General features: G+C 48.0%; 20 protein-coding genes. 8 read left to right on the top strand and 12 right to left on the bottom strand.

What is annotated here, in order from left to right; all coding sequences use genetic code 11:
* Positions 1 to 53: 53 nt before the first annotated feature.
* The gene (locus BIT28_RS16585; RefSeq protein ID WP_075765719.1) at positions 54 to 302 is read left to right on the top strand and encodes a hypothetical protein; all 249 of its coding nucleotides are present in this window, start codon (positions 54 to 56) and stop codon (positions 300 to 302) included.
* Between the two features lie 93 nt (positions 303 to 395).
* Here the strand turns inward: BIT28_RS16585 and BIT28_RS16580 are convergent, their stop codons facing one another.
* The 7 genes from BIT28_RS16580 to BIT28_RS16550 all read right to left on the bottom strand — a co-directional run bounded on the left by BIT28_RS16580 (position 396) and on the right by BIT28_RS16550 (position 9,290).
* Positions 396 to 1,739 carry a TldD/PmbA family protein gene (locus BIT28_RS16580; protein ID WP_075765717.1) on the bottom strand — a complete coding sequence of 448 codons (1,344 nt, stop codon included), beginning with the start codon at positions 1,737 to 1,739 and terminating at the stop codon, positions 396 to 398.
* Complete coding sequence (locus BIT28_RS16575; protein ID WP_075765715.1) at positions 1,739 to 3,124, bottom strand: TldD/PmbA family protein; 1,386 nt, start codon at positions 3,122 to 3,124, stop codon at positions 1,739 to 1,741. Before BIT28_RS16575 ends, BIT28_RS16580 begins: the two co-directional genes overlap by 1 nt.
* A gap of 133 nt (positions 3,125 to 3,257) precedes the next feature.
* Complete coding sequence (locus tag BIT28_RS16570) at positions 3,258 to 4,241, bottom strand: CobW family GTP-binding protein (RefSeq protein ID WP_075765713.1); 984 nt, start codon at positions 4,239 to 4,241, stop codon at positions 3,258 to 3,260.
* 77 nt (positions 4,242 to 4,318) lie between these two features.
* Complete coding sequence (locus tag BIT28_RS16565; RefSeq protein WP_075765711.1) at positions 4,319 to 6,418, bottom strand: acetoacetate--CoA ligase; 2,100 nt, start codon at positions 6,416 to 6,418, stop codon at positions 4,319 to 4,321.
* The gene (maiA, locus tag BIT28_RS16560) at positions 6,418 to 7,056 is read right to left on the bottom strand and encodes a maleylacetoacetate isomerase (protein ID WP_075765709.1); all 639 of its coding nucleotides are present in this window, start codon (positions 7,054 to 7,056) and stop codon (positions 6,418 to 6,420) included. The genes BIT28_RS16565 and maiA overlap by 1 nt, the downstream gene beginning before the upstream one ends.
* An 11-nt stretch (positions 7,057 to 7,067) precedes the next feature.
* Positions 7,068 to 8,090 carry a fumarylacetoacetate hydrolase family protein gene (locus BIT28_RS16555; protein WP_075765707.1) on the bottom strand — a complete coding sequence of 341 codons (1,023 nt, stop codon included), beginning with the start codon at positions 8,088 to 8,090 and terminating at the stop codon, positions 7,068 to 7,070.
* Between the two features lie 69 nt (positions 8,091 to 8,159).
* Positions 8,160 to 9,290, bottom strand: a complete 1,131-nt coding sequence (locus BIT28_RS16550) for a homogentisate 1,2-dioxygenase (RefSeq protein WP_075765705.1) — start codon at positions 9,288 to 9,290, stop codon at positions 8,160 to 8,162.
* A 355-nt stretch (positions 9,291 to 9,645) separates the two neighbouring features.
* Here BIT28_RS16550 and phhA point away from each other — a divergent pair, with 355 nt between their 5' ends.
* The 5 genes from phhA (at position 9,646) to BIT28_RS16525 (ending at position 14,716) form a co-directional block, all read left to right on the top strand.
* Entirely contained in the window at positions 9,646 to 10,458 is an 813-nt protein-coding gene (phhA, locus tag BIT28_RS16545; protein WP_075765703.1) for a phenylalanine 4-monooxygenase, read from the top strand.
* Entirely contained in the window at positions 10,451 to 10,801 is a 351-nt protein-coding gene (locus BIT28_RS16540) for a 4a-hydroxytetrahydrobiopterin dehydratase (RefSeq protein ID WP_075765701.1), read from the top strand. Before phhA ends, BIT28_RS16540 begins: the two co-directional genes overlap by 8 nt.
* A 328-nt stretch (positions 10,802 to 11,129) precedes the next feature.
* Positions 11,130 to 12,443, top strand: coding sequence for a paraquat-inducible protein A (locus BIT28_RS16535; protein ID WP_075765699.1), 1,314 nt, complete (start codon positions 11,130 to 11,132; stop codon positions 12,441 to 12,443).
* A 39-nt stretch (positions 12,444 to 12,482) separates the two neighbouring features.
* Positions 12,483 to 14,129, top strand: a complete 1,647-nt coding sequence (pqiB, locus tag BIT28_RS16530) for an intermembrane transport protein PqiB (RefSeq protein ID WP_075765697.1) — start codon at positions 12,483 to 12,485, stop codon at positions 14,127 to 14,129.
* Positions 14,129 to 14,716: a PqiC family protein gene (locus BIT28_RS16525; protein WP_075765695.1), complete on the top strand. Its 588-nt coding sequence runs from the start codon at positions 14,129 to 14,131 to the stop codon at positions 14,714 to 14,716. The genes pqiB and BIT28_RS16525 overlap by 1 nt, the downstream gene beginning before the upstream one ends.
* 45 nt (positions 14,717 to 14,761) lie before the next feature.
* Here BIT28_RS16525 and BIT28_RS29995 read toward each other — a convergent pair whose 3' ends face one another.
* The 3 genes from BIT28_RS29995 to BIT28_RS16515 form a co-directional block, all read right to left on the bottom strand.
* A complete protein-coding gene (locus tag BIT28_RS29995) occupies positions 14,762 to 15,370 on the bottom strand; it encodes an MDR family NADP-dependent oxidoreductase (protein ID WP_245823721.1) in 609 nt (202 codons plus the stop codon).
* Entirely contained in the window at positions 15,367 to 15,756 is a 390-nt protein-coding gene (locus BIT28_RS29990; RefSeq protein WP_245823720.1) for a hypothetical protein, read from the bottom strand. Before BIT28_RS29990 ends, BIT28_RS29995 begins: the two co-directional genes overlap by 4 nt.
* Before the next feature lie 265 nt (positions 15,757 to 16,021).
* Positions 16,022 to 16,237 carry an acetyltransferase gene (locus BIT28_RS16515; RefSeq protein WP_075765693.1) on the bottom strand — a complete coding sequence of 72 codons (216 nt, stop codon included), beginning with the start codon at positions 16,235 to 16,237 and terminating at the stop codon, positions 16,022 to 16,024.
* Between the two features lie 225 nt (positions 16,238 to 16,462).
* On the opposite strand from BIT28_RS16515, the gene BIT28_RS16510 reads away from it, so the two are divergent.
* Positions 16,463 to 17,368, top strand: a complete 906-nt coding sequence (locus BIT28_RS16510; protein WP_075765691.1) for an ROK family protein — start codon at positions 16,463 to 16,465, stop codon at positions 17,366 to 17,368.
* Positions 17,369 to 17,505: 137 nt separating this feature from the next.
* On the opposite strand, the gene BIT28_RS16505 is transcribed toward BIT28_RS16510, so the two are convergent.
* Both BIT28_RS16505 and BIT28_RS16500 read right to left on the bottom strand, forming a co-directional pair.
* Entirely contained in the window at positions 17,506 to 18,558 is a 1,053-nt protein-coding gene (locus BIT28_RS16505; RefSeq protein WP_075765689.1) for a hypothetical protein, read from the bottom strand.
* 4 nt (positions 18,559 to 18,562) lie between these two features.
* Positions 18,563 to 19,045, bottom strand: a complete 483-nt coding sequence (locus BIT28_RS16500; protein WP_075765687.1) for a hypothetical protein — start codon at positions 19,043 to 19,045, stop codon at positions 18,563 to 18,565.
* Positions 19,046 to 19,148: 103 nt separating this feature from the next.
* Here BIT28_RS16500 and BIT28_RS16495 point away from each other — a divergent pair, with 103 nt between their 5' ends.
* Entirely contained in the window at positions 19,149 to 21,848 is a 2,700-nt protein-coding gene (locus BIT28_RS16495; RefSeq protein ID WP_075765685.1) for a hybrid sensor histidine kinase/response regulator, read from the top strand.
* The last annotated feature ends 655 nt before the right edge of the window (positions 21,849 to 22,503 follow it).

Below are 22,503 nucleotides of genomic sequence, written 5' to 3'. Positions count from 1 at the left end.
AACCACTTTGCTTATTCCTCGCTATACTTTGCATAGAACTAAGGGAGCGGGATATGTTTATTGCGATTCAACATGAAATCACTGATCCTGAGTTATTCTGGCAAAAAGCCAGCGGGGCATTAACCCATCCGCCATCTGGGATGCGGCTCCATTCAACCTTGGTCAGTGAACAGCAACAAATATGTCAATGCATGTGGGAAGCGGATTCTATTGAGAGTATAAGAGAGTACCTTGAGCCTGAACTGGCAAGTGCAAGTGTCAATACTTACTATCAGATTGATCCGGACAAAGCGATTGGTTAGCAATAACGAATAATGAAAAGAATGGCGAGCTCAGGCTCGCCATTGGTATTTTTGACGCCACGCATTCGCGTCAGCTTCTAGTATTATCGGCTTTTATTTGCCAGCAATGCTTAGCTTGTTAAAGCGAATTTGAGGGGCAAAGAAATCACGTTCGTAGTCGTGGGTTAGGGTATTGCCGACAGCATCAATTTCTTTCAGAAGCTGGTAGAAATTGCCTGCGACGGTAATGCCACGGACTGGCTGAATACGCTTGCCATCACGGCAGAGGAAGCCGCTGGCACCAAACGAGAAGTCACCGCTGACAGCATCGGCTCCTGAGTGGACACCTTGAAGTTCAACCAGCTCCAGGTACTCGCCAGCAGTGATTTCTGCTTCCGAACTGGTACCGGCTGCAATTACCGTATGGCGGGATGATACCCCCAGTCCGCCTTTCGCCGACCGCGAGGCATTTGCGGTGTTGTCGATACCGAAGAAGCTCGCTGTGTGGCTATTATGAAGCAGGCTCTGTAGCTGGCCTTCGCCGATCAAGATAGTATCTCTGGTTGCATAACCTTCGCTATCAAAGGCTTTGATAGCTGAGCCCCCCTTAATGTATGCAATATCAGACACGGTTAGCAATGGGCTGGCTACCTGTTGGTGCAGGGCCTCGCGCCATGGGTTGATGCCTTTCATTGCTGACTGGCCCGACAGGCACATACCAAATGCACCAAACAGGCTGCTCAGGCAGCTGAGATCAAAAATCACCGAGTAGTTGCCGGTGGTAACGGGAGTTCCATCTAACAGCGCTTTGGCCGTCTCGTAGCCGTGGTTAATACAATAGTTAGGATCGAGTTCGTCAAAGCGTCGGCCCGATGACATGCCACCGTGCATTGACTGCTTGTCATTATGTTCGTAAAGGGTATAGGCATAACAATAGGTCGAACGCTCCTGGTGCTGACACAAGGTTCCCTGGGTGTTAGCAATAATGACCTGGCTATCTGACTCACCGAAGCCGTTGTAAGGAGCGGTTTTGGCGTTAGGCTTGGAAACAACGCCGCTTTCCAGTGACAGGGCAAGGGCTATTTTGTCATCAACAGTTGCTTCGTCCTGTTGATAGATTTCGGCAACGTCAGTGGTTAACTGGCTGTTGATACAGCTGATCGTCTGGTGTTCGTCCTGCTTGGTGTACAGGGCGTTTTGCAATGCCTGTTCCACCATGGTATCCAGGCTGGCAGGCTCCAATGACTCTGAATAACAGGTCGCAATACGCTGGTCTTTCACGATACGAACGCCAATAACCTGGCCTGACGTTACCTTGTATTCATCAAGCTCACCGGCGTTGGCTTTCAGTGAAAAGTTATTGCTGCGGTTGGCAATGACGTCGGCTTCGGCACCGGCTGCTTTGGCTCGCTCCAGAACCTGATCAATTGCCTGTTGAAGTTTGTTTTGATCGGCCATTAGTTGCCACCCCCCACAAGAATATTGTCGACTTTCAGAGCCGGTTGTCCCACTGTTGTCGGCACCGAACCGCTGACAGAGCCACACATACCGGCTGCCAGTTCGAAGTCCTTGCCCACCATGCTGATCTCTTTCAGCACTTTTGGCCCGGTGCTGATCAGCGTGGCTGATTTCAGTGGTTTGGTGATTTGGCCATTTTCAATCAGGTAGGCTTCCTGCACGGCGAAGTTGAATTCGCCGGTACCCGGCTGAACCGAGCCGCCGCCCATCTTCTTGGCAAAAATACCGTGTTCGACGCTGCTGATCATCTCGTCCAGCGAACTCTCGCCTGGCTCAATGAAGGTATTGCGCATCCGTGATGTCGGGGCGAACTTGTACGATTCACGACGGCCGGAACCTGTTGGTTCATAACCCGTTTTGAGCGAGCCCATGTGGTCAACCATAAAGCTGGTTAACTTGCCGTCTTTGATAAGCTGAGTGCGTTGAGTCTCCATGCCCTCGTCATCAATATTGATAGAGCCCCATTCGTTGGTCATGGTGCCGTCATCTACAGCATTGACGACAGGGTTGGCGATCATTTCGCCCATCTTGTCGTGGAATACCGAGGCTTTCTTGGCAACCGATGTTGTTTCAAGCAGGTGACCACAGGCTTCGTGGAATATCACGCCACCAAAGCCGTTACCGATGATAACGGGCATCTCGCCGGATGGGCAGTTATCGGCAAACAACTTCACCATGGCCTGCTTGGCAACGTGCTGGCCCAATTCACGTGCATCAAGGCGGGTATTGAATTCCCAGCCTGTCAGGGCGCCAGGTGCTTCAAAGCCTGTCGATTGCTCACTGCCGTTCTGGGCAATAGCTGTAGCAGCGACGCGTGTATAGTGGCGTGTGTCGCCGATATGCAGGCCGGTTGAGTTAAAGATCTCGATCTGCTGCTCGCGCTGCAGAATGCGACCGATGAATTGAGATATCTTTTCGTCTTCGCCACGGGCAGCTTGATCTGTGTCTCTCAGGAAAGCGATTTTTGCTTCAAGGTTGGCCCCTTGTGCCAGTGGCAGTTGGCATTGGTGTTTGTTGCTATAGCGGCTGAGGTTCAAGGCTGCCGCATTGGCAATCTGGTCTCGCTTGTCCTTGGCTGCCAGCAGCCCGGTAACACGCTTGAGCTCTTCTTCATCAGTACTGTTGGTGTAGCCGTACAGCACTTTATAACCGAAGAACAAGCGAATCCCGATACCGAAGTCGATACCTGAGTTTACCTTGTCAATGTCGCCGGAGATAAGCTCGACGGAACTGGACTGGTGATGCTCAACGAAGAGTTCAGCAAAGTCAGCACCGAGGAATAGCGCATGATCAATGACTGCTTTCGCAGTAGCAGGGTTTAGCATATTTGCTCCTTGCTTGTGATTAGGTCCATTGCCAAACAGGGCCTTTCAATGGACAAATTAATTCTGTTCGACTGCAATTCTAATGCTATCCATACTCATTATTAGCATGAAATTCAAAATCTTGAGTCGCAAATCATGATTGAGCCGTGACCAAAGAGCACAGGATCTCCTCTAGCTCATCCCACGGTAGTGCTTCTTTGTCGATAAATTCTATCCGTGACTCGAAGCCGTTCAGCGATAGCTCGTTGACTGAGACGACCTGGTTGACCACGTTGAAGGCAAAGCAGCCACGTTCTGTATTAACCACGGCTTTGACACGCTGGGCGTTGACATTGGAAAGCAGGGTAAAGAGTTTAGAAAAGTCGAAAACTTGATCGGCGGCGAAGAACCAGCCGCAGCTGCGATAGCCCTGGCCGCTGTTTTCGCGACGGGCAAAGGTTTCGCCGGGAGCCAGTTCAAACTCTTCCAATGGCGCGGCTTCGCCGTGACTGTGGTGATGATGGCTGTGCTGTGCCTGACGCTCAGTTCGCTCGATAGCCAGCCAGTCGAGGTCAAGCTGACCTTGTTCAACTTTGCCAATGGCGGCTTTTGCAGGATCGAATTTGGCAGTAAATGCATCAAAAGCAGCCAGATCTTCGTTAGCGCACTGGTCTATTTTGTTAGCGACAACAACATCAGCCAGCGCCAGTTGATCCTGGAAGTTTTGGTTGTCGGTATACTGGGTATCGGAAAAATGACGCGGATCGACAACAGTAATGGTTGCCTTCAGGTCGATATAGTTACGGTAGCTCTCAGAAGTGAGCTTGGCGATCACTTCCTTCGGGTGGCCAAGACCGGTCGGCTCTAGCAGCAGACGATCAGGCTTTTGTGCCAAGAGAGCATTAATGCCAACGGACATCGGTAAGCCTGCTACACAGCACATGCAACCACCCGGTACTTCTTTCACGATAGCGCCTTGTTGGTCAAGAATCGCACCATCAACGCCGATATTGCCAAACTCGTTGATTAGAATCGCCCACTTTTCATTTTCTGGCTTACGCGCCAGCAGAGAAAGTATGGAAGTCGTTTTTCCGGCACCTAAAAAGCCGGTGATAATGTTGGTTGGAATGCGCTTCATTTGGGTAACAGTTCTCCTTGTAGCCTGATGAAGGCATCATATCATTCTATAAACCTATCTGAGCCAGATTGGACAACTTAATTTGCTTCATCTTGTAACTCTGGGTGATTTTTATACTGTTCAAGAGCTTGCGGGTTTGCCAGTGCCCCGACATTCTTGACTGGTTGGTGATGGACGATGTTGCGCACGGCCAGCTCGACCAGTTTGCCGGATTTAGTGCGGGGAATATCGTTAACCGCCAGTATGACAGCCGGTACATGGCGCGGCGAACAATGCTGTCTGATCCGCTGGCAAATCGTTGCCTTTAGTTCATCATCCAGTTCGCATTCCTCTGCTAGCTGGACAAAGAGTACCACCCGAACATCATTGTGCCAGTGTTGGCCGATAACCACTGAATCGGTGATCTCTTCGAGAGGGTTTACCTGACGATAGATCTCGGCGGTACCAATTCGCACTCCACCAGGGTTTAATATGGCATCAGAGCGGCCGTAGAAGGTCATTCCGCCTGTTTCGCTCAGCGAGACAAAATCACCATGGTGCCAGGTGTTGGGAAAGGTATGCCAATAGGCCTTGTGATAGCGGCTGCCATCTTCGTCATTCCAAAAACCGATCGGTTGGTTGGGAAAGCTGTTGCAACAAACCAGCTCCCCCTGCTGCTGGAACAGTGAACGGCCGTTATCATCAAATACCTGTACATCCATACCCAGCGCTCGTCCTTGGCATTCTCCCCGATAGACAGGGTTGAGGGGATTCCCGATGGCAAAACAGCCGCAGATGTCAGTGCCGCCTGAAATAGACGCGAGCTGTAAATCGGATTTTATCGATTGATAGACGTAGTCGAACTGCTCGGGAGCCAGTACTGAACCGGTCGAGCATAAGGTAGTGAGTGATGATAAATCATGGTTTGATGTCGGCTGATAGCCTTGCTTTTCCAGCGCTTCGAGGTATTTCGCCGATGTGCCGAACAGAGTAACCGATTCCTGTTCGGCCATATCCCACAATACATTGCCATCAGGAAAGAAGGGCGAGCCATCATAAATCACAAGACTGGCGCCGGATGCCAGACCGCTGACCATCCAGTTCCACATCATCCAGCCGCAGGTGGTGAAGTAAAACAGCCGGTCTCCCGATTTGAGGTTGCAGTGTAACTGATGCTCTTTGAGGTGGTTGAGCAAGGTCCCGCCGGTGCTATGGACGATGCACTTGGGTTTTCCTGTTGTTCCCGAAGAATAGAGGATATACAGCGGATGATTGAACGGTACCGGAGTGAAAGAAAGGGGGCATGCCGGGTATTGCTCGAGCATTTCATCCCACCACGTTGTAGTTACCGGTTGCTGGCCAGAAGATCGAGAACCAGAAGACCGAGAAACGGTGCCCCTTTCATTTTCTATTGTATTGTCATCTTTTGTCTTGCTGCCTTCTGTATAAGGGATGATCAGCAATTGCTTAACACTGGGGAGTTTCTCCAGCATCGCACTGACTTTATTCAGACTGTTGTGCGTTTTCCCGTTGTAGAAGTAGCCATCGGTACAGATCAATAGCTTGGGCTTTGTCTGGCCAAATCGCTCGACAACACTCTCCACGCCAAAGTCCGGCGACGTTGACGTCCATATTGCCCCCAGTGAAGCCGTAGCCAGCATCGCTATGATTGCCTGGGGAATATTGGGAATATAGGCAGCTACGACGTCGCCTTGTTTAACCCCGTTTTCAGCCATGAAAGCGGCAACTTGCGAAGTCTGGCGGTATAGCTGTTGCCAGCTGAGATGCTGGCGCCGCTCTGGATCTCCTTCGCAATGGAAGATAATGGCATCGGCAGCGGCGTGAAGATTCCAGTTTTTTAGTAAATTCTCGGTAAAGTTGAGGCTTGCATGAGGAAACCATTGGGTTTCTTTTGCCGGCAACTGGCTGTTAGCGGGGCATTGGGTGATAGGTGGTTTTTTTTCACCCCTGACGTCACAGAAGTCCCACAGCATATCCCAAAATTCTTCGCTGTGTTCGATGGTCCAGTGATGAAGCTGGTTGTAATCATGGTACAAGGTGTTCTTTTTTTCGCTTAGATCCACCATGAACTGGTACAGCAGGCTGTCATGAATGCGATCTTTCTCAGGCATCCACATCATTTGTGGATGAGCCGTCGAATTAACCTGAAAAGTAGGATCATCACCGTTATCTGTCATCAGGAAGTTCCTTGTTCACTTTGGGCGTCAGGGTGGGCACGGACGAACGCATCGAGATGCAGGCAGTGCTGCTCAATGCGCTGCAGGGTAGGGTAGGGGCCAACATCAAACCCAAAGCGCCGTGCGTTGTAGATTTGGGGGAGCAGACAGATATCGGCCATGGTTGGCGTATCGCCACAGCAAAAATGATGGGTACTGTTGCCTAGCAGCGTTTCAAGGGTTTGAAATCCCTGGCTGAGCCAATGGTGATACCAAATCATTTTCTCGTTTTGGTGCACCCCGAACTCACTGTGAAGGAAGTTCAGGACTCGCAGGTTGTTCAGTGGGTGAATATCACAGGCAATCGCCAGCGATATTTCACGGCACTTGGCTTTCTCCCAGCGAGAACTCGGCAAGATCGCGGGTTCGGGGTAACAGTCTTCCAGGTACTCCATAATGGCAATCGACTGACCTAGTAGTCCTCTGTCTGACTCGAGGCTCGGAACCAGGGCGCTGGGATTAAGTGACGTGTAACTGGTGCTGCGCTGCTCGTTATCCAACAACGAAACCGGGCAATGCTCATAGGTCAGTCCTTTAAGATTGAGGGCAATGCGTACCCGGTAGGAAGCGGAAGAACGATAATAGTCATAAAGCTTCATGATTTCCCCGCTCAGCTTGGTCTGTGATGGTTGAGGTCTTCATCATGGTAGCGATGTTCATAACGCGCCACTTTCTGTTCAATTGCCCCAAAAATAGACTGGCCGCTGTCGTCGAACATTTCGATTCTGACCGTATCACCAAAGCGCATGAAAGGTGTTTCGGCGACTCCGTTGTCGATGATCTCTAGCATACGGCGCTCGGCAAGACAGCAAGAGCCGCTGGAACTGTCTTTGTTCGAAACGGTGCCGGAGCCGATAATTGTCCCGGCACTTAGCGGACGACTTTTGGCAACATGCTGAACCAGTTCGGCAAAGTTGAACGTCATATCTGTTCCGGCGTGGGGCTGACCGAACAAAACACCATTGTGATGAACCGTCAGGCGATGGTGAACCTTATAGTCATGCCAGTTGTCGCCCAATTCGTCCGGGGTGACCGCTACCGGAGAGAAAGCCGAGGCCGGTTTTGACTGGAAGAAACCAAAGCCCTTAGCCAATTCGGCAGGGATCAGATTGCGAAGCGAGACATCATTGACCAGCATCAGCAATTTGATGTGCCCGTGTACTTCCTCGGTCCGGATCCCCATGTCGACATCATTGGTGACAATGGCGATCTCGGCCTCGAAATCAATGCCCCAGTTTTCGTCGGTGACGTCGATATCTTGGGTTGGGGTTAGGAAAGCATCAGACATGCCCTGATAGACCAGCGGATCGGTCCAGAAGCTTTCTGGCATTTCTGCGCCGCGGGCCTTGCGCACTAGCTCGACATGATTGACATAGGCACTGCCGTCAGCCCATTGGTAGGCACGGGGAAGTGGCGAGGCGCAAAGCTTGGGATTGAACGGGAAGACATCATGGGCGGTACCGTCATTGAGGTTGCGGTACAGGTGCTGAAGATCGCCTTCAACCTGATCCCAGTTGTCGAGAGCAAATTGCAAGGTGGGTGCAATGTCATGCGCATGCACGGCTTGGATTAAATCACGAGAGACAACAATGAGTTGCCCGTCTCGGCCATGGTTTAAAGAAGCTAGTTTCACTCTCGACTCCTTATTTACAATGTAAATTATTTAATCGGGTTAATCGTTGCTATCACTGGCGTCAATGGCTTATTTCTTGTTTAACCATGAATAAACATAGTCTTTATTTTCAACGTCTTCAGGTAAATCGGCGATTTCCAGCGGCCACCGGGTGTCAATCATCACTGCAACCTCATCGGTTTCCTTTTTCGGGTTTTCCATGCTGCTGGCCAGCGCCTTGGGGTGTGGGCCATGGGAAAAGCCGCAAGGGTGGTGGGTGATCATGCCGGCCTCGATATTATCGCGGCTGAAGAAGTTACCTCGGTGATAGAACAGCACTTCGTCATAGTCATCATTGTTGTGGTAAAAGGGCACTTTCAATGCCTTGGGATCACTTTCGATCGGCCGGGGTACAAAGGTGCAGATCACAAAGCCGTTGGCGACAAAGGTGGTATGTGCCGAAGGGGGCAGGTGATAGCGGTGGCTCATCAAAGGCCGGATATCACGCCAGTTAAGCTTGAAAACAGTCAGGTTACCCTTCCAGCCTTGTGCATCCAGAGGGTTAAACGGGTAAGTGATGGTATTGAGCTGGTTGCGGGCTTTCAGTTTCACCTGCCATTGCTGCTCCGTGCTTTGCTGGGCCAAGAAAGCGTCATCAATACGGGCATACTCCAAAATTGCCGGATCGTACACCGCGTGCTGGCCGACCAGGCCGCGCTCTGCCATTTGGTAGCCGCTGTTTGTGGCCTCGATGAGCAGCATGGATACTGGCTCTTCAATCTCGATACGCCAGCTTGTCGCCCGGGGGATCACGATATAGTCGCCGTCGCGGAACGAGAGGTGGCCATAGTCACAGAATAGCTGTCCGCGGCCCTGGTGAATGAACAGGACTTCGTCGCCGTCACCATTGCGCACCAGATGATCCATGCTGTGTTTGCTGTTCCATACCCGCATCTTTAGGTTGTTGTTGAATAGCAATAATGATGCATCCCAGGGTGATGTACCCGGTTGCTTCAGCTTGGTTGTATCAATAGCGCGGGGACGAAGCGGGCCTTCCCATTGTGTCCAGCCTGTTGGCGGGTTGGCGTGATACATATGGCTGGCCGGGCCAAAAAAGCCTTCCTTGCCACATTCACGTTCAAAGGTCCCTTCGGGCAAATCACAGTGAGCCTGGCGGGATGCTTTTCCCTCAATGATTGGAAACTGAAACCAATGTCGCATTGCCTTATCCTTAAAGTTAATGTTTTGTTAACTCAATATATTAACTCTGGCTGAGCAAGGACGAACAAGCAACTAAATCCGGATTATTTTATCTGCTCGAGTGTGCCGATGATTTTACATAACCATCTATTAACTAAAGCTATATTTTGAAAATGCAAGCTCAGCTTCGAGCAAGTGCCCTAAAAAATAATGTAAAAAAAATGTTACACCTGTGCGTGGGTATGTTTTCCTTTCAGTGGTTTCATAGCCATCATGAAAGCACCTAACCTTAATGAAGATAGAGGAAATTCGAAATTGAAGACGGGAATAATTGAAGATTGCCAAGGAGAGGCGAACAGACAAAGTAGGTTATTTTATGGGTGTAGCGAACAAATATGTATCGAAGAAGCCGGATGAAAATGGCTTTATTGACTGGAATGCGGAAGAAGATCAAATCTGGCATGATTTGGTAATTCGACAGCTCAATAGTATTGATGGCCGGGCCTGTGATGAATACATTAAAGGGCTGGATTTGCTCGATTTGCCTCTGGATCGGGTACCGCAACTAGAAGAAATCAATCAGGTGCTGCGATCAACAACCGGATGGGAGTGTGTCGAGGTGCCGGCATTGATCAATTTTGATCGTTTCTTCAGTATGCTGTCTAACAAGCAGTTTCCTGTTGCCACTTTCTTACGGCGTCGCGAAGAGTTCGATTATCTCCAGGAGCCTGATTTTTTCCACGAGATATTTGGCCATTGTGCCATGCTGACTAACCCGGCTTTTGCCGAGTTTACCCACACCTATGGTAGGCTGGGGTATGAAGCCAGCAAAGAAGAGCGTGTCTATCTTGCTCGTCTGTATTGGTTTACGGTTGAGTTTGGCCTGCTTAGACGGGATAACAACTTGCGCATTTACGGCGGGGGAATTTTATCGTCACCCGGTGAAACAGAATATGCGGTAACCAGTGACAAGCCTGTTTACCGCCCGTTTGATCCGGTTGATATTATGCGTACGCCTTACCGTATCGATATTATGCAACCGATATATTTTGTGCTCGATAGCATTGACCAACTTTATGAACTGGCCCAGAAAGACATTATGAGTATGGTGTTAGAGGCTAAATCACTAGGCTTGCATGAGCCTATGTTTCCACCGAAGAATAAGGAGATTGTGGGAGACTATGTCTGAATTACATGAGTTGAAATGTGAAGCCTGCCAGGTTGGTGCCCCGATGGTCACCGAGCGTGAGATGATTGAGCTGTCTCAGAATATTCCTCAGTGGGACGTGCTTAGCAGGGAAGGGATTAAGCAGCTGGAGCGAACCTATAAGTTCAAGAACTTCAAACTGGCCTGGGTTTTTGCCGACAAAGTGGCGGCGCTTGCCGAAGAAGAGTTTCATCACCCGGCCATTACGCTGGAGTGGGGGAAAGTGACGGTTTGCTGGTGGAGCCATTCAGTAAAAGGGCTGCATAAAAATGATTTTATCTGTGCAGCGAAAACAGATTTAGCCTTTCAATCGTTAAATCTGTAAAGGTCAAATATATAACCACGTATTTAATAAGGTCATGGATTGTTAACTATACTGTGAATAGTAGTGTTATTAGGCGAATAAACCACTTGATCCATCCATAAGTAGATTTGCTCATATGAGCTTCGTAGTAACTAGACGTTCACTTTATCTTGCTTAACTTAACCTCCCACTTGGGAGGTTCTTATTTTCCGTCTAAGTACCGCCATATAGAAAGCGTACTGGATTCTGCATCTATCAGCTTTATATCAAGGCTTTATCTCAATTTTGTACAGGTATTTTCCTGAGATTTTCTATACTCAGTGGATAAGTGTAAAGATAAAGGCAGATAATGAGCAAGCAACAGCCATCTAAAGTGCTGGTCGGTTGTGAGGAGTGCGGCTTGGTGACAGAACTGCCTGTATTAACTGACGGGCAGAAAGCCTGTTGTCCACGTTGCGGCCACACATTGGCAAAATATATCAGCCAGCCTTTTCAGCGGCCGTTATCTTACGGTATCGCCTGTTTGGTTATGCTGGTGCTCAGTGTCAGCTTTCCGTTTATGTCGTTCAGTGTGCAGGGGATCACCCAGGAGATCACTCTGCTTCATGCTGCGAAAATGCTCAGCAGTTTCCAAAATAGTTTACTGGCTGCTTTGCTCTTGCTGACGGTGGTCATTTTGCCTGCTGTTTATATCACCATCGTGTTGTATCTCTACTGGGTTGCGAAAAAGCTGTCTTTATCTGCCGGGACAAGGTCAGTTCGCATGTTCGAAAAGCGTTTATGTCGGGGTATGACGGTTATTGAGCCCTGGCTGATGGTGGATGTTTTTCTCATCGGGGTGCTGGTTAGCCTGATAAAGATCGCATCATTGGCTGACATTGGCCTTGGAATGTCGTTTTGGGCGTTTTGTTTCTATACGCTGCTGGTTGTGAAATGTGTGTCCATGGTAGACAGAACCTGGTTATGGTTGCAGTTTGCCCCTATGTTGCCTTTGCCCGGGCTAAAGGTTGGTGATAGTCATCAATCGGCCAATCATGTTAGTTGCCATACCTGTGCCCAGCTTAATGCGATGCCAGTGACTTCACATGCGCGCTGTGCTCGTTGTCATAGTACCTTGCATCCTTATCATCCTCAGCAGAGCCTGCAACGAAGTTGGGCATTATTAATCGCAGCCGTTGTCTTTTTTGTGCCTGCCAACTTGTACCCGATGATGTTCACTGTAAGTCTCGGTAACTCGGAGGGCTCTACCATCATGGAGGGGGTTGTTCTGCTGTGGCAGTTAGGCTCGTATCCGATTGCTGGAGTTATTTTCCTGGCTAGCATTATTATTCCGCTTGCCAAGATTTTCGCATTATTCTGGCTGTACATGAAGGCACAGTCTGTCGGATCCACTGGCGGTCGGCAGGCTATTCAGCGATTAAGGCTCTATCGGATCACGGAGTTGATTGGGCGCTGGTCAATGATTGATATTTTTGTTGTCGCCATTCTGGTGGCTTTGGTGCAACTACAGAATTTGATGGCAATTTTTCCGGGACCGGCAGCACTGTCTTTTGCCAGTGTTGTTATTTTAACCATGTTGTCGGCAATGACCTTTGACCCGAGGATCTTCTGGACAGAAGAAGGGCCGACTGCCTCTTCGAAGAATCACGAGCAGGCATCATAAGACAAGGCAGTGGTAATCAATAGTAAAGAGAAGCCAACTATGACGGATAACAAGCAGGAAAAAGCAGAAGTCCAGGATATCAAGCAGATTTCTTCTATCTGGCTTGTTCCGGTGATTGCGCTGGGAATCGGCATTTGGATGATTGCTCAATATATGATGAGCAAGGGGCCGGAAGTTACCTTGTTGTTGAGTACTGCCGAGGGGATCGAGGTTGGAAAAACGGAGGTTAAAGCACTCAATGTCAGGGTCGGGGTTATTACGGATGTGAGCTTAAATGATGACTACAGTGCCATTATCGCCACAGCGCAGATAGACAAAGATGCCGCTCGTATGCTCAAAGAAGACACTTTGTTTTGGGTGGTAAAACCTAGAATTGGTAAAGAGGGGGTATCCGGGCTTGAAACGTTACTCTCAGGTGCCTATGTCCAATTGCAACCGGGCGTTGCAAAAAAGGAAAAACTTGAGTTTACCGTGTTGGAAGTGCCGCCTGTTGCTCCACCCGATGCCAAGGGGATCCGGCTGGTTCTTTATCATAACGAAGCCGGTAAGCTTGGGGTGGGTGATCCGGTATTGTATGAAGGTTTTACGGTCGGGCGGGTAGAGAAAATAACCTTTGATCCAGAGGCCAAGAAAGCCAATTACCAGCTGTTTATCTTCGAGCCCTATAACAGTCTTATCCGCAAGCGAACCCGTTTTTGGTTAACATCCGGCGTGGATTTGCAGATGTCTGCAGAAGGATTCAACTTTAAGATAGGTTCGATCGAGTCTCTGATCACCGGTGGGGTCAGCTTCAGGGTGCCAAGAGGCAATGAGCCGGGTGAGTTGATCACTAAGGAGTTGAGCCGGTTTCGGCTCTACAACAACCTCAAGCAGGTCAGGGAGCGCTTTTTTGATGAATATCTCGAATACGTCATGTTGTTTGACGAATCCGTTCGAGGCTTAAATTCAGGTGCTCCTGTTGAGTACCGGGGTATTCGCATTGGGACGGTGAGGAAAGTCCCGCTGGAACTGCCACGGGCTGTGAGCGGGTTTGCAAGTAAGCAGATCCCGGTCTTGGTTCGCATCGAATTGGGGCGAATATACGAACATGTCGATGTTGATAGTTTGCCACAGCTGAAAGAGAATCTTGAACGAGAATTTAAGGCCGGGCTCCGTGCCTCTTTGAAGACCGGCAACCTGTTAACAGGGGCACTGCTGGTTGATACTGAACTCTATCCGGAAGAAACGCTACCTGAATTACCTCGCTATGGAAGGTATGATATTTTTCCGACCAAGGCTGGTGGGTTTGCTCAAATTCAAAAACAAATTAGCGCTATTTTAAGCAAGATAAATAACCTGCCGGTTGAAGATACCCTGGAAAGCTTGAATAACAGCCTGAACGCTTCGCAGAAAACGTTGCTCGCTACTGAGAAAATGGCGAACGAGCTGGCTGTGATTTTGGCAAACCAGGACACCCAGGCTATTCCCAGCGAAGTCCGTAACAGCCTGCAGCAAATTCAGAATACCTTAGATGGTTTTGGGCCTGACGCCGAGCCGTACCGTAATCTGGAACAGGCTTTAGCACGATTTGAGCAGGTGATGACAGAGCTTCAGCCTGTATTGCGGCAGATAAATGACAAGCCAAATTCGTTGATATTTTCGGGAGAAAAGGCCAAAGATCCTATTCCCGTCGGGGGGATTAAGTAATGCGCAACTGGTTAATTATTTTGGGAGGACTCCTTGTTGGTTGCAGCAGTCAGCCTGAAGCTGTCAGCAATACTTATCTGCTACCTTCCGGAAATCAGACTGTCACGTCTGCGATTGCTACAAATCAGCCTTTGCTGGTGGTTCGCCCGGTGGAAATGGCCGAGCACTTGTCAGGCACTGGGCTGGTTTATCAGCTTAGTGACACCGAGGTAGTACAGGCGCAACAAAACTTGTGGGCTGAAAGTATCAGCGAACAACTGACACGCAGAATAAACAACGACCTTCGCCAGAAGCAATCCAAGTATTGGCCGACGGAGCTAACGCCAGCCTTATCAACAATGGGAGTGCCGAGGCTTCAAGTAAAAGTGAATCAGTTTAATGGCCATTACTCCGGGGTCGCCAAGGTTAGCGGTGAGTGGTTGTTACTTGATGCGAAAGGCGCACTGCAGGGGGTCTACCCGTTTGCTTTTCAAGTACCGTTGGAGCGAGACGGGTACGATGCACAAGTCAAAGCGTTGTCGGAAGCCATTAACCGTTTAACGACCCAAATGGCTCAGCGATTATCGCTATTTACTACGAAAACCTAGCCTGTGAGAGGCTAGGTTCCCAGGAGGGTAACTGTGGCGGTGTGGTTACAGTTTTACTAGCATTTTGCCGGTGTTTTTTCCCTCGAACAGCCCGATAAAGGCATCGGGTGCTTTGTCTAAACCTTCAAATACGGTTTCTTCCCACTTAATCTTGCCTTCGGCAATCCATTTTCCCATCTGTTGTGCAAACTCGGAGTAGTGCTCCCAGTGATCAGTGACAATAAAGCCCTGCATTTTAAGTTTCTTGCCAATGAGCTTGATGAGGTTTTTTGGCCCTGATTGAGGCTCGGCGTCGTTGTAGTTTGAAATCATGCCACAGGCCGTGATCCGGCCAAAGTTGTTCATGTTATCCAGCGCGGCTTCAAGATGTACGCCGCCAACATTGTCAAAGTAGACATCTATTCCTTGTGGGGCAACAGCGGCGAGGGCGTCAGATAAATTCGCCTCAGATTTGTAGTTGATGACAGCGTCGATTCCCATCTCCTTGAGAAAGCTCGCTTTCTTGTCTGATCCTACCGATCCTATGACAGTACAGCCGTGCAACTTGGCTATCTGGCAGGCAGCACTGCCGACAGCACCGGAGGCCGCCGAAACAAAAACGGTATCCGTAGGCTGCAGATTTGCGATGTAGAATAAGCCCGACCAGGCTGTCATCCCCGGCATTCCCATGATACCGAGAAAGCTTTGCAGAGGAAGGGGGTCGCCGGGAGCGGAGTTAACTCGCTTCCGGCGCTAATATAGTGGCTGCGCCATCCAAGCATGGTGCTCACTTTGGTACCGATCGGAAATTGAGGGTTGCGGGAGTCGATCACTTCGCCAATGGCACCACCTTCAAGAGTTTTGCCGAGCTCGAATGGAGGGATATAGCTGGGTAGATCTCTCATTCTGCCACGCATGTAGGGGTCGACCGACATCCAAAGGTTCTTGACCAGTACTTCACCGTCTTTGATTGCCGGGGCTTCCCTGTTTACTAGAGAAAAGCTATCTGCTGTTGGTATTCCTTCCGGACGAGAGGCGAGGTGTATCTCTTGTATTTTCATATTATTCCTTTATTGATATGAGCCTACTGGCCTGTATGATTTTTGCACAACAAAGTTGTATTAACTAACTCTTCAGATAAAATTTATCAAAAGTTTGAATCACTTAGCCACATTTCATTGTGAATTTGAAAATATAACAATACGGCTGTGAATCTGATTTGCTTTAGCAGGGTGTTAGGTGGGAGTACAAGATGAAGTACTGGGAGTAGAGCATCTCGCCACCGTGCCGAACAAAGTTACCCGTAGCAGGTGGCGAGTTGGGTTGTTATTTATGCTGGAAGCGGTAATAGCCATTTAACCAGCATTCGGGAAGCTCCTCCCCTGAAGGGAAAGCCAGCTCTTGTTTGTCGATTGCGACAGGATCGGCAAGATCTTCCCCTGATTGGAACTGAACAGTGACATTCTGTGAGAAAGGATTAATCAGTGATGCCATATCTACAACATCGACTAAATCTCCAGTCCGCGCCTCTTTCAAAAACATACCGAGAGCCTCCACTATTGCGTAATGATTTCTCGCTTAACGGTTTAAGTATGGTCGATTTTGCTGTATTTGGCGGTTAATGCGCCTGGCGTCGACAATGGCCATTCACTTGCTCTCAATCACATATTTAGAATCAAGGCTAACACAATGATTTTTAATCAGGCTTTACTATGTCAATTTATCCAAATTGAATGTTATCGCTAGATATAAACCAGTGGAGTTGAAATGGGCCGTTATTATTGGGGCATCGATCTGGGTGGGACCAAGATTGAGTGTGCAGTGATGTCTTATGAAGATGATCAGTGTGTGTTGCGCAAGCGTCTTGCGACCGAAGGAGACAAAGGCTATCGGCATATTTTGCAGAGGATCAAACGGCTCATTGATCAATGTGCGAAAGAAGTGGGTGAATACCCGGCTTGTGTCGGGTTTGGAACGCCGGGCACCTTAGATCCGCAAACTGGTGTGATGAAAAACTGCAATTCGACAGCCTTGAATGGCCAGCCGCTGGATAAAGATCTTGAAAACCTCTTGCAGACTGAAGTTAAGTTGGCAAATGATGCCAACTGCTTTGCGTTGGCCGAGACCTGTCTGGGTATCGTGCCGAAAGTCAAACCCGATGCCGAAGTGGTCTTCGGTATCATTATGGGCACAGGAGTCGGTTCTGGCCTGGTAGTGAACGGTAAGCTGATCAATGGCCGACATGGTATTGCGGGCGAGTGGGGCCATAACGTCCTCGAGGCCAATGGCGATCCGTGTTACTGCGGTAAAGCCGGGTGTCTGGAAACAGTTATTTCGGGCAAAGGGCTGGAGAGCTATTATCAACGACTGGCCAATCAGTCGGCGAGCCTGCCCGAGATTGTTGAGTTGGCCGAATCCGGCGATAGCTATGCTCAGCACACTTTGACTCGACTGATTGAGAAGTTCGGCCTTGCTGTTGCTCAAATCATCAATGTCATCGATCCGGATGTGATTGTTGTGGGAGGCGGTGTCGGCAATGTTGATGTACTTTATGAATACGGCCCCAAGGCAATCCTACGCCATCTGTTCAACCCGGTACTTGAAACCCAAATAGTGAAACCAGCGCTTGGTGATAGTGCTGGCGTGTTTGGAGCGGCAATGCTGGTCAAGTAGTTCCTGTGTACGACACGTTGGGTACGTTGAGAAAAGCGCCATTGTGCAGTGTGGCATGATCCTGAAAAGAGTTAGAAAAAAGAAGAGGCTGATGGCCTCTTCTTTTATGAAGGTTTGTTTGTGCGGAGTCTAGCGGTTTAGAAAACAAAATTAAGCATTAGAGTATATAACTGCGCATCTTTGTCTTCCCCGGTGAGCTTAGGGGGTGAAATAAAGGCACCAGTCCCGAATTTGTCGTAGCTGCTGCTATCCATAAAGATACCTTGCCATTCGGCATTCAGCGAGATGGAGTAGCTGATATCGTAGCGCAGTCCCGCAGTAAGGCTTTGTGATTGCCTACGGTGGTGACTTTCTGCGTAGACCAGATATGGGGTAAACATATCGTAGTTATAGGCACCACTGACATACCAATTTGTCTGTATCCGGTCGCTTTGAACTTCAGCCATAAATTGCCATTGTTCATGTGAGTATTCACCGCCAAGGGTATAGACATTTAAGATTTCTGCTGTTGGCGTGGCTGCGGGCAACTGAGTGAATTTTACGTGCGCATAGCCTAAATGCACTCGGTAGTTAAAACCGCTCAGGCCAACCGATGTTCCGGCAATTCTATCTGTATCAAAGGTAAGTTTATCGTTACCTAGTTCAGTTTTGTATTCGTGTTCGAAGGCATAATAAAGTGACGCCGTCACAGCTGTCTCGTCAGAAATATCACTTTGCCAGGTTACAGAAAGGCCGTCGTAGAAGGTGAAGCCCATAAGGCTGTCGTAGACTTCCTGCGGTGGCCTGGCCCAAGTGTAGGCCTGACCAACATAGTAGTATTCGGAGACAAGAAACAAGGGGACTCGCTGTCGACCGCCCCTGAATGAAAAGTCCTCATACTGATAGCCAAGGTAGGCCCATTCTATTTCAGGGTCAGACCAATCATCCTGCGGGCGCTTAACGATCTGCAAGGAGGCATTAACATCATCAGTCATGGTTAAATCAGCTTGGAGGCCAAAGGTGGTGTCACAGTCATAGCAGGTACTATCGTCAATTTCCCTGTGAACAAAGAGTGGTGTGCTGTTATCAGACTTGGTCATTGAGGTAGAGCCAAAGCCGCCGATAGAGAAATTGTCGGTTACTTTAATTGCAGCGTTCGACGCAAAAGAGATGCCTATAAGCGGTATAAGAATGAATGTTGAAGTCTTCATAATCTTACTCTCCCTGTAAGATTGTGATAAGAATATTGGCATTTTCCGGGACCTCACTGACAGGTGCGTAGGCTATTCCGTTAGGGTTTCTGTTCAGCCATTCGATAATATCTTTTATATCGTCACTGTTGAGCTCTTCCGGTGGCGTTCCTTTTCCGGAAAAAGACAGGCTTGCCCAATATCCATTCATTTGGGAAATGGATTTGCCCAGTAACATATTATAAAAATCTTCCCGGAGTATGGATGTAGTGGGTAAATCAACCAAAACAATCTTAATACTGCCATTTAATTTTTTAGTTCTTCCTTTATAAAGCATTCTCGCCTTACTTTTACTGAGGGAAGGGATCTCATCATTTAGTGAAAAAACAGCGAACTCGACATCTTTTGCATTGCTATCGCTAGCAAAACTAGAAAATGAAGGCAGTAAGAACATTATCCCTGCAGCAAGAAGGGAAATAAAACTTTTAGTGTTCAGTCCATTGCACATCAAAAAATTCCATTTATCCTAAAATAATTCTAATATAAATAATAGTATACATTGATGTGACTACAAATGGACATATGCAAAGGTTCACGTTCAAGGAGAAGGTATGAGCCTGTTAAATAGAATATCAATAAAGACAAGGCTGCTCTGCCTAGTGGTGTTGCCACTAACATTTTCCTCCATTTTTACAGGCGTAGAGCTTAGTGAACTCTATAGTAAAGTCCACTCTTTGAATAGTTTGAGCGCAAGAGTTCAGTTACTTGAAGAAATATCGACTTTTGGGACATTGGTTCACAAATTGAGGACAAGTCGATTGGAGTCTGCGGATGTGTTTGATGAAAAGAATCAGGCTATTGAAGCTGCATCACAATATTCGACTTTGCTTACTGTCGCTTTTGATCCTGCCGAGCAGGTTGAAGCTTCTGCTGTTGCGTCGGATATGATTGAGGTTCTTCAAGATTTTGAAGGCGTTGCCAAGGAGGATGTAACTGATTGGTCAGACTGGGCTTCCGATCTCGTCGGACAATCTCTTGAGCAACTGGAGAAAAGCAGCCTTACTGTGGACGATGATCAGATTGAACAAAACCTATCTATTCTCTACCAGTTAAAGTGGCTTCAAATTTGGGCTCAGCAAGAAAACTGGTATGTGCATTTGCTAAATAGTGACGTAACAAGAGACGAGTATTATCAGAGCCTCTTAGTTTCGGTTATAGAAAGGCAGCAATTATTCATTGAACGTTATCTGTCTATTAATGCCACACCGGAGCAAATCGATTTACTCAGCAGAACATTTACAAACCCTGCTTTTTCCGATAGCTATAAATTACGTAGTGAAATATTGGCAGGAGAAGAATCGGGGAAAGATATTTCTGCAGGTATGAAAGCGTTTGATGAACGTTTTCGTTTAATTCAGTTTGTTGTCAATGAGGTGAGTGCGCAGTTAATTTATGAAGTGAATGATTGTATATCCAAGTCAAAGCAACTGATGACTGTGTATTTAGCCGTCATTGTCCTCTCTTTGCTGATCATGGGCTATCTTGGTTCAAATTTGGCTAGACGAGTTATTTCTTATCTTGGTCATATTTTAAAGACCATGGCTAATATTGAACAGCAGAATAATAGTGACTTGCGGATAAAAGAAGATGGCAATGATGAATTTACCGTCTTTACACGCCAGTTGAATGTACTCATCGAAGAGCGTAGTGTAAATCAAGCTAACCTACTGAAAGCTAAAGAAGCCGCCGAGAAGGCGAACATGGCGAAAAGCTCTTTTTTGGCCAACATGTCTCATGAAATACGTACTCCTCTAAATGGCATTATTGGTATGTCGGGTATTATGGCTGATACTGAACTCTCACCCTCTCAGGCTGAGTATCTCCAGACTATAGAAACGTCCTCGCAGACTTTGTTGTTGTTAATTAATGATATTTTAGACTTATCTAAAATCGAGTCTGGCAACTTGGTGCTTGCGCCTAATGAATGCAATGTCAGTGAAGTTGTCTACGACACCATGAGTATCGTGATGACGAGGGCGACCGAGTCAAAACTAGACTTACAGGTGAAGATTGCACCGAATGTTCCGTATAGTGTGGTTGTTGACGAGCATCGACTACGCCAGGTGTTGATGAATCTGTTGTCTAATGCCGTTAAATTCACGCCGGAGGGAAGTGTGACTCTGGCTGTAGATTGTCTACTTAAACCGGCCAATAAAGCCGATTTACTTTTTTCCATCATAGATACGGGTATTGGGATTGCAGAGGATAAACAATCACAAGTCTTTTCACCTTTTGTTCAGGAAGATGGTTCCATTACCCGTCAGTTTGGTGGGACAGGTCTTGGTTTGGCTATTTGTCGTCAGCTCGTCGAATTGATGGGAGGGGATATTCAACTGAAATCTGAAAAAGGGGTTGGCAGTATTTTCACTTTTACGCTGGAGGTGGATATTGATGTGGTTGCTACTCCTCCTTCGCAAGGCTTGGATGGCTTGCGCTGTTTGTTGGTTGGAGGTGATGACGAGACCGTTGCGCTTATCCGGGCGGAGTGTCAAAAGTGGGGGATAAACGTCTCGGTTAGTGCCGATCTCTTAGCGATGGATCTGACCTCAAGTAACTATAGCCTGGTTATATATTGTCAGCAGTCCCTGGATCTGACACAACAAAAGATACCAATCATCAGACAGCACCTTCCACAAGCCGCCTTGGTGATATGTAGTCGACATAGCGATGCATTACACGACTTCGGTTCAGAAATAGATGGTGTGATTACGTTTCCTCTTCTTGGTCTGCGTTTTATTAAAGCCATTCAGGCGGCAGTAAAGGCTGTAGAACCAAGTTTGGCTGTCAAATTGGATAATACGCAGTCAGAGCAGAACATTTCTCCGACAACGATTAATCACCAGGTGGCTACTGAGCATATTGATGATGAAGAAAATATCATATTGATTGTCGAGGATAACTTGGTGAACCAGAAGGTTGCCTCCTTGTTCTTGCGAAAGGCGGGCTTCGGTTATGATGTCGTGAACAATGGTCAGGAGGCCGTGGATGCGATCAAGCAAGGCAAGCAGTACTCAGCGATTTTGATGGACTGTATGATGCCGGTTATGGATGGCTTTACGGCAACAGAGGAAATTAGACGTTGGGAAAAAGAGAGTAAAGCAAGCCGTTTGCCGATTATTGCTTTAACTGCCAGTGTACTGGATGAAGATATTGCCAAGTGTTATGAATCAGGTATGGATGATTATGTTGCCAAGCCGTTTAAGAAAGAAGTGTTGTTAGAAAAGCTGGAATCTTTGACTCAATATGCATAATTAACAAGGATTTTTGCAGGTGGAGTTAGGTGTCGGGAGGCGATTTCAGCGCGGTTTCTTGTAAGAGATCTCTTACAAAGGCGTGGGAGATGTGAAAGATTTTTGTAGGGTTCTCTCTCGCAAGATAAGTAAAGTCGATAATTTTCAAGTGTTTATGTCTGTTCTGTCAGTTTTGCTGAAGTTGAGACAGAAAAATGTGAACTTCGTGTATTGCTTAGATTTTGAAATAACGTAATCTGTACCTCGTCGGAAGGAACTGACGGAACGGAACAGGAAATATGCCAGGGAGATTGGCAACCTCAGGATGAGGACGGTAGATCAGGAAGATTTATCGAACATGGACTGTGAAGGGACAATCGGACGGAACCGATATAGCAAATAGGAAATTTGCTAGTCAGGATGACAAAATGGACCACTTCAGGATGAAGCAAGGGACACCTCCAGGAAGGAGATGAGAGTCGAGACAGGATGCTTCGACGGGTCAAGGTATGACCGAAAGGACATCTCTAGGAAAGAGACAAAAAGGACTAAGCTGAAGGAATCAGCAAAATCATGGAATGATGCAGGGAGCACCATAGTAGCGGGAATGCTGCAAGTAAGACCTAAGGGCGCGACGAATGTCGCGCCCGCTCTTTTTTATAACCCCACCTAATTG

It is taken from the genome of Photobacterium proteolyticum (assembly GCF_001939735.1).
Taxonomy (GTDB): Bacteria; Pseudomonadota; Gammaproteobacteria; order Enterobacterales; family Vibrionaceae; genus Photobacterium; species Photobacterium proteolyticum.
This window is presented reverse-complemented; position numbering and strand designations above follow the sequence as displayed.